At 74.0% G+C, this 14768-nt stretch carries 10 protein-coding genes; 9 read left to right on the plus strand and 1 reads right to left on the minus strand.

Annotated elements, in window-relative coordinates:
- Positions 1 to 81 precede the first annotated feature (81 nt).
- The 9 genes from SM450_RS26725 to SM450_RS26765 all read left to right on the plus strand — a co-directional run bounded on the left by SM450_RS26725 (position 82) and on the right by SM450_RS26765 (position 13238).
- Positions 82 to 1662 (plus strand): class I adenylate-forming enzyme family protein, encoded by a 1581-nt coding sequence (locus tag SM450_RS26725; protein ID WP_474622538.1) that lies wholly within the window; start codon positions 82 to 84, stop codon positions 1660 to 1662.
- A 75-nt stretch (positions 1663 to 1737) separates the two neighbouring features.
- Positions 1738 to 2979, plus strand: coding sequence for a 5-aminolevulinate synthase (gene hemA, locus SM450_RS26730; RefSeq protein WP_474622539.1), 1242 nt, complete (start codon positions 1738 to 1740; stop codon positions 2977 to 2979).
- A 52-nt stretch (positions 2980 to 3031) separates the two neighbouring features.
- On the plus strand, positions 3032 to 4531 hold the full coding sequence (locus SM450_RS26735) for a long-chain-fatty-acid--CoA ligase (protein ID WP_474622581.1): 1500 nt from the start codon (positions 3032 to 3034) through the stop codon (positions 4529 to 4531).
- A 59-nt stretch (positions 4532 to 4590) separates the two neighbouring features.
- Positions 4591 to 5916: a hypothetical protein gene (locus SM450_RS26740; protein WP_474622540.1), complete on the plus strand. Its 1326-nt coding sequence runs from the start codon at positions 4591 to 4593 to the stop codon at positions 5914 to 5916.
- Positions 5917 to 5936: 20 nt separating this feature from the next.
- Entirely contained in the window at positions 5937 to 7016 is a 1080-nt protein-coding gene (locus SM450_RS26745; RefSeq protein ID WP_474622541.1) for a transporter substrate-binding domain-containing protein, read from the plus strand.
- A gap of 12 nt (positions 7017 to 7028) precedes the next feature.
- Positions 7029 to 7889: a hypothetical protein gene (locus SM450_RS26750; RefSeq protein ID WP_474622542.1), complete on the plus strand. Its 861-nt coding sequence runs from the start codon at positions 7029 to 7031 to the stop codon at positions 7887 to 7889.
- On the plus strand, positions 7886 to 10036 hold the full coding sequence (locus SM450_RS26755) for a serine/threonine-protein kinase (protein ID WP_474622543.1): 2151 nt from the start codon (positions 7886 to 7888) through the stop codon (positions 10034 to 10036). Before SM450_RS26750 ends, SM450_RS26755 begins: the two co-directional genes overlap by 4 nt.
- Before the next feature lie 38 nt (positions 10037 to 10074).
- Complete coding sequence (locus SM450_RS26760) at positions 10075 to 11520, plus strand: VWA domain-containing protein (protein ID WP_474622544.1); 1446 nt, start codon at positions 10075 to 10077, stop codon at positions 11518 to 11520.
- Positions 11517 to 13238 carry an NACHT domain-containing protein gene (locus SM450_RS26765; RefSeq protein ID WP_474622545.1) on the plus strand — a complete coding sequence of 574 codons (1722 nt, stop codon included), beginning with the start codon at positions 11517 to 11519 and terminating at the stop codon, positions 13236 to 13238. Before SM450_RS26760 ends, SM450_RS26765 begins: the two co-directional genes overlap by 4 nt.
- Positions 13239 to 13262: 24 nt before the next feature.
- Here the strand turns inward: SM450_RS26765 and SM450_RS26770 are convergent, their stop codons facing one another.
- Positions 13263 to 14723 (minus strand): aminotransferase class V-fold PLP-dependent enzyme, encoded by a 1461-nt coding sequence (locus SM450_RS26770; protein ID WP_474622546.1) that lies wholly within the window; start codon positions 14721 to 14723, stop codon positions 13263 to 13265.
- Positions 14724 to 14768 lie beyond the last annotated feature (45 nt).

The raw sequence follows: 14768 nt of genomic DNA on the forward strand, positions 1-14768 counted from the left end.
ATTTCCATCCTCGCCCTCCGTGGATGCCTGGCGCCCACCACCGAACGAGCGACGCTGACGACAAGAACAGGGAAGGTACTCATGGACAGAACCGCCGCCGAGTCGGAATGCCCGAACTACGTGATGCGGATCCTTGACTCGCTGGCCGGCCGCCCTGACGAGATCGTCCTGAAGTGGCGGGACCAGAGCATCACGGCCGGCGAGTTCGTGCGCGCGACGGTGGCCGCGACCCGCCGGATGCAGGAGCTGGGCATCGACCGTACCCACACGGTCGCCGCCCTGTCGGCGTCGAACAGCCCGACCATCATCTACACCCGCTACGCGGCCCACCTTCTCGGTGCGCGCCTGGTCCACATCCTCTCGGTGAACGCGAACTCGGCGGCCGAGTCGCTGGCCGAGAGCCAGCAGGTCGACATCCTGAACGAGGTGAGCGCCACGCTGCTCGCCGTGGACGTCGAGAGTCTCGGTGTCGCACGCAGGCTGCGGGAGGCCGTCAAGGGTCCGCTCAAGCTCGCCACCTACGGCACCGACGGCACCCCGGTCGACGCCGACCTGTCCGCCGACGACGCGCACGACGACGCCCTGCCGGAGCCCCGGCCGATCGTCGAGGGCGACACCGCCACGATCATCTACACCAGCGGCACGACCGGAAAGCCGAAGGGCATCTGCCGCAGCTACGGCTCGTGGCATCGCGAGACCGTCGGCGCGATGAACCAGGTGAAGAGCATGAACCTGGGGCCATCGGGCTACCTCGTCACGATTCCGCTCAGCAACGCCGGCATCTCCGTGGACTCGGTGCTGGCGCACGAGGGGGTCGTGCTCCTGCACGAGCAGTTCGATGCGGGCCGGGTGCTCGAAACCATCGAGCGCGAGCGCGTGGGGGGCACGTTCTGGGCCACCCAGCATCTCTACCAGATCCTCGACCACCCGCTCCTGGACAAGGTCGACACCTCGAGCCTCCGCCTCGTCATGTACGGCGGCACCCCGATCTCACCGGCGCGCATCGAACGGGCCGTCGAGCGGTTCGGTCTCATCTTCGTCCAGTACTACGGAACGACGGAGAGTCGCCGGATCTCCGCGCTGACCCCCGCCGACCACCGGGACAAGACCCGCCTCGCCAGCGCCGGGCGCCCGATCCCCACCGCCCAGGTCGTCATCCGCGACCCGGAGACGGGCGCGGACCTGGAGGCGAACGTCCCCGGTGAGGTGTGCGTGCGTACCCCCGGGATGATGACGGAGTACTTCCTCGACCCGGTGCGGACGGAGAAGGCGCTGCGCGACGGCTGGTTCCACACCGGCGACATCGGATACTTCGACGACGCCGGCTACCTGTACCTCGTCGATCGCCTGTACCACGTCGTCAAGACCGGCGGCATCAAGATCTACCCGGCGGAGATCGAGCGGGTGCTGTTGCTGCACCCGGCCGTCGCCCGGGCGAGCGTCCTCAAGATCCGCGACGCCGACCTGCGCGACTCCGTCTGCGCGTACGTGCAGCCGCGGGCCACCCACGGCGACCTGACGTCCGAGGAACTGGCCGAGTTCGTGGCCGAGAAGATGTCTCCCCTGCACGTTCCGGCGGTCATCGAACTGGTGTCAGACCTCGCGACGACGCAGTTCGGCAAGGCGGACGCGCAAGCCCTGCGCCAGATGCGCGGCGCGTGATCGTCCGACGTAGCGGCTGTCGTCGCCACCTGGTCATACCTACCCACCGAGGCCGAGTAAGGGAGCCCGATTTCCATGACACATCTCCTTGAGCTCATTTCCACCGAGATGAACGCGCTGTCGCACGGCCGTCGCGAATTCCTTGAGATATCGAGGATCGCGGGCAGGTTCCCGCGGGCCAACGCGCCCACGCTGCCTCCCGACAGCGCCGAGGTGAGCGTCTGGTGCAGTAACGACTACCTGGGCATGGGGCAGGCGCCGACAGTGCTCGCCGCGGTGAAGGACGCCGTGGACGAGAACGGGGCGGGCTCCGGCGGCTCGCGCAACATCAGCGGCACGAACCACTACCACATCCAGTTGGAGGCGGAACTCGCCGCGCTGCACCGCAAGGACGGGGCGCTGCTGTTCAGCACCGGCTACACGGCCAACACCGGGGCCCTGGCGATCCTGGCCGGCCGCGTTCCCGGCACCGTCGTGTTCTCGGACGAGAAGAACCACGCCTCGATCATCGACGGCATCCGGCAGAGCCGCGCCGAGAAGAGGATCTTCCGGCACAACGACGTCGACCACCTGGCCGAACTCCTGGCCACGGTGGATCCGGACCGGCCGAAGATGATCGTGATGGAGTCGATCTACTCGATGGACGGCGACGTCGCGCCGCTCGCCGAGATCGCCGACCTCGCCCGTCGTCATCACGCCCTGACCTACCTCGACGAGGTCCACGCGGTCGGCATGTACGGCCCGCGCGGCGCCGGGGTCGCCGCGCAGGAGGGCATCCAGGATCAGTTCGACGTCATCATGGGCACGCTCGCCAAGGGGTTCGGCACGGTCGGCGGCTATGTCGCCGGCCCGGAACCGTTGATCGAGGCGGTGCGCATGTTCTCGCCCTACTTCATCTTCACCACGTCGCTGCCGCCGGCCATGGCTGCCGGCGCTCTGGCGGCGGTGCGTCACCTGACCACGTCGGAGACGGAACGGGAGATCCTGCACCGCAACGCCGCGATCACGCACCGGCTCCTGGACGAGCGCCGCATTCCCTACGTGTCGGCCATGTCGCACATCGTCTCGGTGTTCGTCGGTGACGAGGCCAACTGCCGGACGGCCTCCAGCATCCTGCTGCACCGCCACGGCATCTACGTGCAGCCGATCGACGCGCCGAGTGTCCGGCCGGGGCAGGCCGTCCTGCGGGCCACGCCGTCGGCCACGCACCACGAGGCGGAGATCCTCCGCTTCGCCGACGCCCTGGACGACATCTGGAACGAGCTGGGCCTGCCCCGCGCCAACGCGGGACATCTGGTGGCGGAGGCGACGGAGTGACGGCGGCCGAGAGTTCCGCCGCCCGGGGCGTGCGGGTCACCCGGCCGTGCTGATGATGTCGGTGGCCGCGATCCTCGCCGAATCCGCGGCCCGCGGTCCCCGGCGCACCGCGCTCGTGACCGAGGACGACGAGATCTCCTACGCCGACCTGTGGCAGCGGGCGCTCCGGGCTGCCGGGACGCTCAAGGCACGGGGCGTCCGCCCGGGCGACGCGATCACGGTGATGCTGGAGAACACCCCGGACCTGCCGGTGGCGTGTTTCGCGATCTGGGCCGCCGGAGCGACAGTGGTGCCCGTGGCCACGTCGGCCCGGCCGGCGGAGGTCGAGTACACGTTGACCGACTCCGGCTCGGTGCTGCTGATCTGCGCGGAGTCGCTGATCGCCGAGGCGGGGCAGGCGGCGGGTGCCTCGCGGGTGCCGACGCTCACCGAAGTGGAGCTGGCGGGCGCGGCGTCGCCGCTCACCACGTACGAGCCACGCCGGCCGGACGACGTCGCCATCATCCTCTACACGTCGGGCACCACCGGGCGGCCCAAGGGCGCGATGCTCACCCACCTCAACGTGACGATGAACATCATGGTCACCCGGGTGTCCCCGTTCGACGTGACGGCGGACGACGTCCTGCTCGGGGCCCTGCCGCTCTACCACTCGTTCGGCCTCATCTGCGGTCTGGGCACCTGCCTGCTCGCCGGTGCGTCGGTCGTGCTGATGCGGCGGTTCGACGCGGCGCGGGCGCTGGACCTGATCGAGAAGCACGGGTGCACGCTGTTCATGGGCGTGCCGACGATGTTCACCACGATGCTTGCCGCCATCGGACCGGGCGACGCCGGCAGGTATCGGCTCGACCGCGTGTTCAGCGGGGGCGCGCCGCTGCACGTCGCCACGCTCGAAGCCATCCGTGCCGCCTTCGGCTGCGAGGTGTACGAGGGCTACGGGCTCACCGAGGCGTCTCCCTGCGTCGCCTACAACCAGAAGTGGTGGCCGACGAAGCCGGGCACGGTGGGCCGCCCGATCTGGGGCGTCGACGTGCGGGTGGCCGACGCCGACCGCGCCGACTCCATCGCCTTCGTGCCGGACGGCGAGTTGGGCGAGATCGTGGTGCGCGGACACAACATCATGGCCGGCTATCTCAACCTGCCGGAGGCGACGGCGGGGACCGTCGTCGACGGCTGGCTGCGCACCGGGGACCTCGGTCAGTTCGACGAGGACGGCTATCTCACGATCGTCGACCGGAAGAAGGACGTGATCCTGCGGGGCGGCCACAACGTCTACCCGCGTGAGATCGAGGAGGTCCTCAGCCGGCACTCCGCGGTCCGACAGGTCGCGGTGGTCGGGTTGCCGGACGACCGGCTCGGCGAGGAGGTGTGCGCCGCGGTCGTGGTCCGCGACGGCTTCTCGGCCGGCCCGGAGCTGGCGGCCGAACTGGTCGCGCTGGCGAGGGACCGCCTCGCCTCGTACAAGTGTCCCCGGCGGGTCGAGTTCCTGGCGTCCTTCCCGCTCGGCGGGGGCGGCAAGGTGCTGAAGCGCGAGCTGGCGGTGCATCTGGCCTGAGGCCCGGCCGGTCGGATACCGGACATGGCGCTGCGCATTGTTGACCTACCCTGCGAAGCATGCCGACGAAGACGCTGCGGAGCACCCCGGCGCTGATCGTGCTGCACGGCGTCGGGCTGGGCCTGGCGCTGCTCGTCACCGCCGTGGTCGCCGTGCGATCAAGCACCCCGGCGACAAATCTCGGTGCACACGCCGTCGGTGTCGCCATGGCCACCAGCACCACCGCCCGCGAGATCTACCAGGGGCTGGCCGACGCCGACGTGGCCGCCAGCGCCGTCTTCCTGCTGCCACCGGACGAGGCCCGGCGCAGTGCGCTGCGCACCGACTACGACTCCGCCGTGCACACCGTCGAACGGCAACTCACCGACGCCATGGGCGAGGCCGTCAACGAGCCGGACCGGCTGAACCGGCTGGCCGCGATCAGCTCCCGGCTGACCGTCTACCGGGGCGTGGTCTGCGCGGCCCTGGCCACCGCGGTGGGGGACGCCAGCGCGGGCGGGGACGCCGGTCCGGACACGTCACCGGCCTGCCCGGCGGCGACGGCGACGGCCGTCGGTCCCGCCCCGGTCGGGGCGGCACGGTCGGCCGCCGCCCGCGCGGTGCTCGCCTCGGCGTACGCCCGCGAGGCATCCCACTACATGTCCACCGAACTGCTCACCGAGGCCCAGCGGCTCTGGGACGACGACACGCGCCGGCTGCTGCACGCCCGCGCCGACGCCCGGCCCTGGGTGGCCGCCTCGGTGGTGATGCCGCTGGCGCTGCTCGGCGCGCTCGTCGCCACCCAGCTCTGGTTGCGTCGCCGGACCCGGCGGCGGTTGAACGCCGGGCTGCTGATCGCCTCCGGCGCCGCCGTGGCCGTGCTGGCCATGCTCGTCGCGTCGTGGTGGCACTGGCCGGCCGCCGACGACAGGTTCGACGACCTGGAGTCGGCCGTCGCGGCGCAGAGCACCAGTCAGCAGCGCCTCGGTGACCTGCTCGCCGGGCGCGCCGACCTCTACCTGGGCCTCGGCGCCAGTGTCGACCCGGCGGGGCACCGGGCCGACTTCGAGGCCCGTGGCCTCTGCTCCCCCACCTCGGGCCGGGCGGCGCCGATCGACTGCGCGGCCCTGGCGGACGTCTGGTCCGCCCGGCAGAGCAGGACCCGCGACGCGTTCCGCGACGCCGTCGACACGGTGCTGCGGGACGGGGCGGTCGGGCGGTCCTTCGAAGTGGCGAAGAGCAACCTCGAGGAAGCGCTGCGCGCGGACGGCGCCCGCGCGGACACCGCGCGGGAACGGCTGCCCGCGGCGCCCCGCCCGCTCGGCGGCGCAGCCGCCTGGGTCACCCTGCTCGCCGGCGGCGGTGTGGTCGCCGGCCTGCGTCAGCGTTACCTGGAATACCAGTGAAGACCCACGAGGGAGGTCCGGTGGCGGTCCGGGCGCTGCTCGCCGGCATGCTGCTGGCGACTCTGGCCGGGTGCGCCGCGCCGGCGGCGACCACCCCCGCGCCGGCGGCCCGCCCTCCCGGGGCGCAGACCCTCGCGCCCTCCGGCGAGGCGATTCCGAGCTGCCCGGTCCGGCGCAGCCTCCCGGCCAGCGCCAGCCGGCCGAGGCGGATCATCGAGCGGGAGCCGCAGCGACTGGTCGCCGGCGTCGACCCGTCCGATGCGACCATGAGCCACTGGAACTCGGCGAACCAGCGGTTCGAGGGCTTCAACATCGACCTGCTGCTGCGGGTGGTCAAGGCGCTCTGGCCGAAGGACGACCCCCGGGACCGGGTCGAGTTCACAGTCGCGCCGCCCGGCCAGGGCGCCTTCCAGATGCTCGACAAGGGCCAGATCGACCTGGTGGCCACGTCGCTCACCGCCTCCTGTGAGCGCGCCGATCAGGTGATTTTCTCCAACGACTACCTCGACTCCGGGCAGACGGTGCTGGTCCGGGTCCGCGACCACGGGCCGGAGTTCGCCGGCGTGGAGGAGATGGGCGGGCGGCGGGTCTGCGCCGCCCAAAACACCACCTCGCTGGACTCCATCCGCCGCTACCGGACGGCCGGCGGCGAGCGGCTGGTGCCGGTGGCGGCGGAGCACTCCGTCGACTGCCTGGTGATGCTCCGCCAGGGCCAGGTCGACGGGGTCAGCACCGACGAGAACATCCTGCGCGGCTTCGCCCAGATGGCCCCCGACACCACGCTCGTCACCGAGCCGCCCCGCAGGGAACAGCGATACTGCGACCACAACATGAGCGACGAGTGCAACTGGTTCACCGACGAGCCGCACGCCTTCGCGTTCAAGCTGACCGACGGGGACCTGGCCGCTTTCGTCAACTACGCCCTCGCCCTGCCCGAGACCCGGCAGGAGTGGCTGCGGGCACACGACGACTGGCTTGCCGACCATCCGGACGCGGGACGGGACCCGGTCACCGACAGGCGGACGCCGATGATGCCCTCGCCCGGCGTGCCGGTCACCGCCTGGCCACCGCCGCGCCCGGCCGCCGCCCCGACGGACTGAGGAGGCCGATCGATGCCGACCGTCCGGGACCGGCTGCACGCCTTCCACGCCGCCCACGGGCGCGTCTGCGACCTGCTTGAGGAGATGGAGCGCACGGTGGCCGGCCGGTTTCCGCCGGCCGACTCCCGGCCGGCCGCGCGGGCGGCCGAGGAGCACCTGCTGCGGCTGCACTGCCTGGCGCTGGCGCTCGTCCGGCGCAAGGAGGACCTGGCCGGGCTCGACCCGGCGCAGCCGGCGGACGAGGCGGCGCTGACCCGGCTGCTCGCCGCGCCCTGCCCGGTCCGGTTCACCGCCGCCACCGGCGACCAGGTCCGGGTCGAGCAGTTGCGGGTCGCCCGGATCGTGCAGGACGCCGCCGACCAGGCCGAGCGGATCCGCAGGCTGGTCGCGACTCCGGCACCGGAGGCGCCGGGGCCGGACCCGCACCGACTGGCGGAGCGGGGCCGCCGGGTCCGGTCGTCGCTGCACCGGCTGCGCCGGCTGGCCGCGGAGGCCGCCGCCGAAGGGCTCGGCGACGTCGCCGACCCACTCGCCCCACTCGCCGCCGACGGGCTGCTCGACCGGCTCGCCGCCGCCGACCCGGGGCACCGGCCCGACACCGACGCCGAGGCCCTCGGCGCGGCCCTCGACCGGGACCTGGAGCGGGTCGACGCGGTCCGGCGCAGCCTGCGCGTGCGGTGCCACCGGGAGCTGACCGGGCGGCTTGAGGCATACCGGCAGAAGGCCGCCGACGAGGGCCGGGCCGAACACCCCGACCTGGAGCGGTCCTACCGGGACGCGGTGGCCGGGCTGCGCCCCGCGACGTTCGGCGTGGCCGCCGCGAGCCGGGCGGTCCGCGCCTACCAGCAGGCCGTGAACGGAGGAGCCCGATGACCGGGACGCGACAGGGATGCGCGGAACGCCACTGCCCCGGCGAGGTGGACGCGGACGGGTTCTGCCGGCTGTGGGGGCACGAGTGCGCCGGCGCCGGCGCGGTCCCGACACCCGTCGCTCCCCGCCCGGTCCAGGTGTCGTCCCAGGCCGTGTCGTCCCAGCCCTGGGAGGTCGCGGCGCTGCTCCCGGCGGCCCGGCCCCGGGACCCGCTGACCGCCGTGCTCGCCGAGCCGGTCGTGCCGGAACACGCCCGGATCTGTGCCAGCACCACCTGCCGCACCCGGCTGACCCGGCTCAGCGGCCACTGCCCGGACTGCGGCACCCGCTACTCGTTCACCGCTCCGCTTGCCGTCGGCGACGTGCGGGCCTCGCGCTACGAGATCGCCGGGTGCCTCGGCAACGGCGGGGTGGGCTGGGTCTTCCTCGCCCGCGACCAGGACATGGACGGCGCCTGGCGGGTGCTCAAGGGACAGCGCAACCCGGAGGACCGGGAGGCCGTCGCGGCGTTCGTCGCGGAACGACAGGCGCTCATCGCGCTGAACCACCCGCGCATCGTCACCATCACGCACGCGCTGCGCCCGGAGGCGCACCACGACACCGGTTACCTGGTGATGGAGTTCGTCAACGGCGGCACCCTGGAGGAGTCGCGGGCCACGGCGGGCCCGGGCGGGCGACCCGCCGCGCTCGACGTGGCCCAGGCCCTCGACTACGGCGTGCAGATCCTCGACGCGTTCGGCTACCTGCACGACCAGGGCTGGCTCTACTGCGACCTCAAGCCGGAGAACGTCATGCGGGTCGGCGGCGTCGGCGCCGACGTGATCAAGCTGGTCGACTTCGGCGCCGCCCGGAGGATCGACAACCGGGTGAGCCCGGCCTGGGGCACCGAGGGATACACCGCCCCCGAGGTCAAGCGGCTCGGCGCCGCCGGGCCGAGCGTCCGCTCCGACATCTACGCCGTCGGGCGTACCCTCGCCGCGTTGACCCTGGTCACCCGGTCGGTGGACGTGTCCCGGGTGCCCGCCGGCCCGGCCGTGCGGCGACTGCCCACACCGGCCCGGCTCGACCCGTTCCTGCGCCTGCTCGCCCGGGCCACCGCGACCGACCCGGCCGACCGGTTCGGGTCCGCCGCGCGGATGCGCGAACAGGTCCGGGGGGTACGCCGGCAGGTCGCCTCGGCCGCCGACGGCGAGCCCCGACCCGGCCGGTCCACCCTGTTCAGCCCGTCGGCCTGCGCGTTCGCCCTGCACACGGACGACGCGGTGGACCTGGTGGAGGTGCTTCTCGGCCTGCCGACGCCGCTCGTCGACGGGGCCGACCCGGCAGCCGGCTTCCTCGCCTCGCTCGGCCCCGCCGATCCCGACGAACTCATCGAGCTGCTGGCCACCGCGCCCGAACGGACCGCGCAGGTGGTCTACCGGGCGGTGCGGGCCCATCTCACCGCCGGCCGGGTGGCCGAGGCGGGCGCGTTGCTCGCCGACGTTCCGGAGGACCGGCGCGACTGGGCGCTGTGGTGGCACCGCGGCCTGGTCGCCCTGGTCGGCCGGGACACCGACACCGCCCGGCGCTGGTTCGAGCAGGTGTACGGCTGGCTGCCCGGCGAGGTCTCCACCCGGCTGGCGTACGCGGTCGCCTGCGAACTCGCCGACGTCCCGGACGAGGCCGCCGACCACTACCGGGGCGTGTGGGACACCGACCGGGGCGTGCTGGCGGCGGCCTTCGGGCTGGCCCGGTGCCGGCTCGCCACGGACGACCGACGGGGCGCCGCCGACGCGCTGCTGAGCGTGCCGGAGTCCTCCCGCGCCTGCACCGACGCGGTCGCCTGCGCGGTGCGGATCCTGCGCGACGCGCCGGACGACGGGCGCCGGCTGGCCACCGCCCTGGAGGCGGCCACGATCGTGGACAAGCTGCCGCCGTTCGCCGAGCGCGAGACCGTCGAGTCGGACATCCTGCGGATCGCGCTCGGCTGCGACCTGACCGAACCCCGGCACGCCGGCCGCCGGTTGTTCGGGGAGCCGCTCGACGACACCAGCCTGCGCCGCGCCTTCGAGCGCCGGTGCCGATCCCGCGCCCGGCGCACCGCCGACCGGCAGGGCCGGATCGAGCTTGTCGACCTGGCCAACGCCTACCGGCCGGTGACGTGGTGGTGACCGCGGCCCGACGGCCCTGAGACGGAAGAAGGCTCCACATGGAACACGCCGACGGCCGACCGCTCGCGGTCACCGCGCACCACGCGGAATATCTGCCGGCGGACGGCGCGGTGCTCGACGTGATCGCCACCGTGCGCGGCCCGGAACCGGCCGGGGACGTACGCCACGACGGGCTGGCCGAGGTCATCCTGCTGGACACGTCGGGGTCGATGGGCGCGCCGCAGGCGAAGATGCGGGCCGCCCGACAGGCGGGCGTCGCCGCGATCGACGTGCTACCCGACGGGGTCGCCTTCGCGGTGGTCGCCGGCACCGGCGCCGCCACCATGGTCTTCCCCGGCGAGGAGCGGCTTGCGGTCGCCGACGAACGCAGCCGGGCCGCCGCCCGCCACGCGCTGCAGTCCCTGTCCCCGCACGGCGGCACCGCCATCGGCGCCTGGCTGCGGCTGGCCCGGCGACTGCTGGCGACCCGGCCGGACGCGATCGGGCACGCCATCCTGCTCACCGACGGGCGCAACGAGTCCGAACGCCCGGAGGATCTGCGGGCCGCCGTCGGCGAGTGCGAGGGGCACCTCACCGTCGACTGCCGGGCGATCGGCTCGGCCGACGGCGTGCACGACTGGAACGCGGCGGAACTGCTCGGCATCGCCGAGGCGTTGGGCGCGAACCCGGTGGTCCCGGTGGAGGACCTCACCGGCCTCGGCGACGAGTTCCGGGCGGTCCTGTCCCGGGCGATGGCCCGGCGGGTGGCGAACGCGCGGCTACGGATCCGCACCACCGAGCTGGCCCGGGTCCGGTTCGTCAAGCAGGTGCACCCGACCATCGCCGACCTCACCGGGCGTGGTGCGCCGGCCGGCGAGCTGACCACCGCGTACCCGATCGGCGCCTGGAGCCCGCACGACCACCGGGACTACCACCTCGGCGTGGAGGTGGACCCGCTCGCCGCCGGCACCCGGCGGCGGATCGGCTGGCTCAGCACCGACACCGGCACCGACACGGCCACGGTGGAGGTGCCGCTGACGGTGGAGTGGACCGACGACACGCTGCGCAACTCGGAGATCCACCCGAGCGTCGCCTTCTACACCGGGCAGCAGGACTACGCCGCGGCGTTCCACAGTGGCCTCGCGGCGGCCCGAGCGGGCCGGGTCGGCGAGGCCGAGGAGCGGCTCGGGCAGGCGGTGGCGCTCGCGCACGACGCCGGCAAGGACGCCGACGTACGGCGGATCGCCCGGATCGTGGACGTGCAGGACGCCGCCGCCGGCCTGGTGCGGCTCAAGGTGGACGTCGACTGGCGGCGGGCCGAGCCGTCCCGGGTGGCGGTGCACACCACCACCCGGTGGGGCGCGGACGGCGACGAGCGCCGCCCGCCCACGCCGGCCCCCCGGGTCGCGCCCTGGTCGCACTGCGGCGAGCGGCAGACCGGGGCGTACTGCCAGGGCTGCGGGGCCGCGCACGGCACCGACGGACCGGCGTCGGAGCGCCGATGACCCTGGACCTCTGGGCCAAGGTCGCCAGCGTGGTGAGCAGCAGCCTGGCGCTTGCCGGCGCCGCCGTGGCCGTGCACCGGCGCCTGCGCCGGCCGGGCTGGTGGTCGACGTTGACGGCGCTGTGGGAGCGGGAGACCGACGCCGGGATCGTCCACCCGCACCGCTTCGGCGAGCAGGTGCGCCCGCTCTCCGAGGTGTACGTGTCCCGCCGGGCGGCGCCTCGGCTGGGCCGGCCCGAGGAGACGGTCGACGCGGGGCGGCTGTTCAGCGGCGCCGGGCACGTGCTGCTCGTCGGTGAGCCGGGCAGCGGGAAGACCGCGCTCATCGCGTACGAGAGCGCCCGGTCGGCCGAGCGCTGGCTCCGCTTCCGGGGCCGCCGGTGGCGCCGGCCCCGCGGCCCGGTGCTGGTCCGCCTGCCGGCCGCGGCGCTGGTCCGCCACGCGCTTCCCGACGCGCTGGCCGCCACGTACGGCGAGTCGTCGCCGGACCTCCGCCAGGCGCCGCCCGGCGTACGCTGGCTGGTCTGCGTGGACGGGGTGGACGCGGTCGCCGACCCGGACGAGCGGAGCGACGTGCTCAACCGGCTCGCCGCGGCGGGCCGCTCCCCCGCGCCGCCGTACCGGATCCTGGTCACCACCCGGCCGTTGGACGCCAACGAGCTGGCCACGCTCGGGGATGCCTATCCCGCCTACCAGCTCGCGCCGTTCACCCGCGCCGACGTCACCGCGCTTGCCCACAGGTGGTTCCCGGAGCACGACGAAGCCCAGGGCTTCCTGGCCTGGACCCACACCCAGCGGATCACCAACCCGGTGCGCAACCCGCTTATCGCCACCGTCGCCGCGCTTGTGTGGCGCGACCGGCGCGACGCTCCGGTCGGCCCGCCCGGCCCGGCGGCGCTGCTCGACAACTTCGTGCGGGCCCTGCTGCGCGGCGGCCGGGACCGTCTCGACGCCACCTGCGGGGCGCTGCGCGACCATCCCCCGGAGGGCCCGGCGATCGCCGACTGGCTGGCCGGGCGGCACACCGATCTGGTCGAGGTCGCCGCGACCGCGGCCGTGGCGGGCGACGACCCGGTCGCCGCGGTGGCGGACTGGACGGCGACCCACGCGCCCCACCCGCCGGCCCGGCAGCTCGCCGACTGGCGGCAGCGGATCCGCGACCTGCTGCTCGCCACCGACCTGTTCCGCGCCGACCGGCACGCCCTGGTCCCGGTATGGCCCAGCCTGGTCGACCACCTGGCGGCGGGACCGCTGACCCGGCAGTTGAGCCCCGACGGCTGGATGTCCCTGATGAACACCACCGGATCTCCGTTCGTCGGGGCGCACGTGTTCCAGCGGGCGGGGGTGCCACCCGCGCTGCTGCGGAGCCGGCTGGTGGAGCCGGGCTGGGCCGTCGCCGTCGGGCAACTGCTTGTCACCACGGGGACGCTGTGGAGCACCGACGACCCGGGGCTGCGGGCCGATGTGCTGGCGGCGCTGCTGGCGCACTGGGCGGCCGACCCGACCGGCGACACCGGCCGGACCTGCCTGTCACTGCTGAGCACGCTTGCCGCGGACCGCGCCGATCGGGACCTGCTGATCGAGATCGGCGCGGACGGCAGCCGGCCCCGGGCGACCCGGCTGGCCGTCACGCGCTTCTTCCGCGCCGACCGCGACCCGTCGTCCGTCCCCCGGCCCGGAGACGGCGTCCGACCCGAAGACGACGTCCGGCTGCCGTGACGCGGGTCGGGGCGCTGTCGCGGGTCAGCACCGGGTCCGGGGCGCCAGCCGGACGTCGGGCGCGCCGTCGCGGTCCAGGTAGGTCGACTCGGCGAAGGCCAGGAGGCGTTCCGCGTCGGCCGCGGTGGAGGCCAGCCCGAAGGAGACGCGTACCGCTCCGCCGGTCGGCAGCCGCAGCGCGGCGAGGTGCTCGTCGATCGTGCCGGCGTGCGCGGCGTTCGTCCGGCGCAGCGAGTCGCGGCTGATGTCGAACGCGGCCTCGGCCGCTCCGGGGTTGCAGAAGCAGCCGGTACGCAGCGCGATCCCGGCGGCCGACGACTCGATCGCGACGAGCCGCTCGTCGACGAGCGAGCCGTCGGGACGGTGGAGGTTGAACGCCACGGTGGCGCCGCGACCGGCGCCCGTCGGCGGACCGTAGACCCGGACCAGCGGCCGGCCGTTGCGGTGCCGCAACCCGGTCAACCGGTCCAGCAGCCACTCGGTGAGCAGGCTGACCCGGGTGTGGACGAGGTCGACGCCGATCGAGTCCAGCCAGCGCAGCCCGAACTCCACGTCGGGGATGCTGAGGAAGTTGAGGGTGCCGTCCTCGAACCCCGACTCGTCCCCCATCGGCTGGTGCCAGTCACCCTGGACGCTCACCGCGCGGACGGTGCCACCGGCGAACCAGGGACGGCGTAGCCGGGTCAGCGCGTCGCGCCGGGCGAGCAGCGCCCCCACGCCGGTGGGATAGCCGAAGAGCTTGTACCAGCTCAGGCAGACGAAGTCCGGCCGCACCGTGCTCAGGTCCAGCCGGTTCGTCGGGGCGAACGCGGCGGCGTCGAGCAGCACGTCGTACCCCTGCCGGTGGGCCAGGTCCACCCATTCGAGCGGATGCTGCACGCCTGTGAAGTTGCTCTGCGCCGGATACGCGAGGAGTCCCGCCGAACCGGACCCGCCCGGCCGGGCCGCCAGCGCGGCGACCACGTCGGCCTCGGCCACCCGCAGCTCCGGTCCGGTCACCGGCACGTAGCGCACCGGCGCTCCGGCGGAGCGGGCGAACTCCCGGATGCCGTTCACCGAGTTGTGGTTGTCCCAGGTCAGCACGAGCGGGCGGGCCGGGCCGAAGTCGTACGCCTCGCCGACCAGGCGGCACGCGCCGCTGGCGTTCGGGGTGAAGACGACGGCGTATTCGGACGGGTCGGCGCGGAAGAAGTCGAGCACCGCGCGCCGGGCCGACTCGACGAGCGCGCCGGTGGCCTCGGCGGCGGACTGCTCCGAGTGCGGGTTGCGGTACGGGCCGGAGAGCAACCGGTCGTGGTGGGCGACGACCTGTGCCCGCGCGGCCACCCCGGCGCCGGTGTAGTCGAGATAGACGCGGCCGTCGCGGTCGAGGTGCCGGTATTCCGTGGCGCGCAGGTCGTCGATCCGGGCAGTGCTCGCGTAGGCGGCGGTCGCGGTGGGACCGGCCGCCGACGCCCGTCGCTCTGGGTCACCGCTTCGGCGCACACCGCGTACGCTATCAGGCAGCGGCGACCGTCGATCGAGGCCGCG

The organism is Micromonospora marincola, from assembly GCF_056150385.1.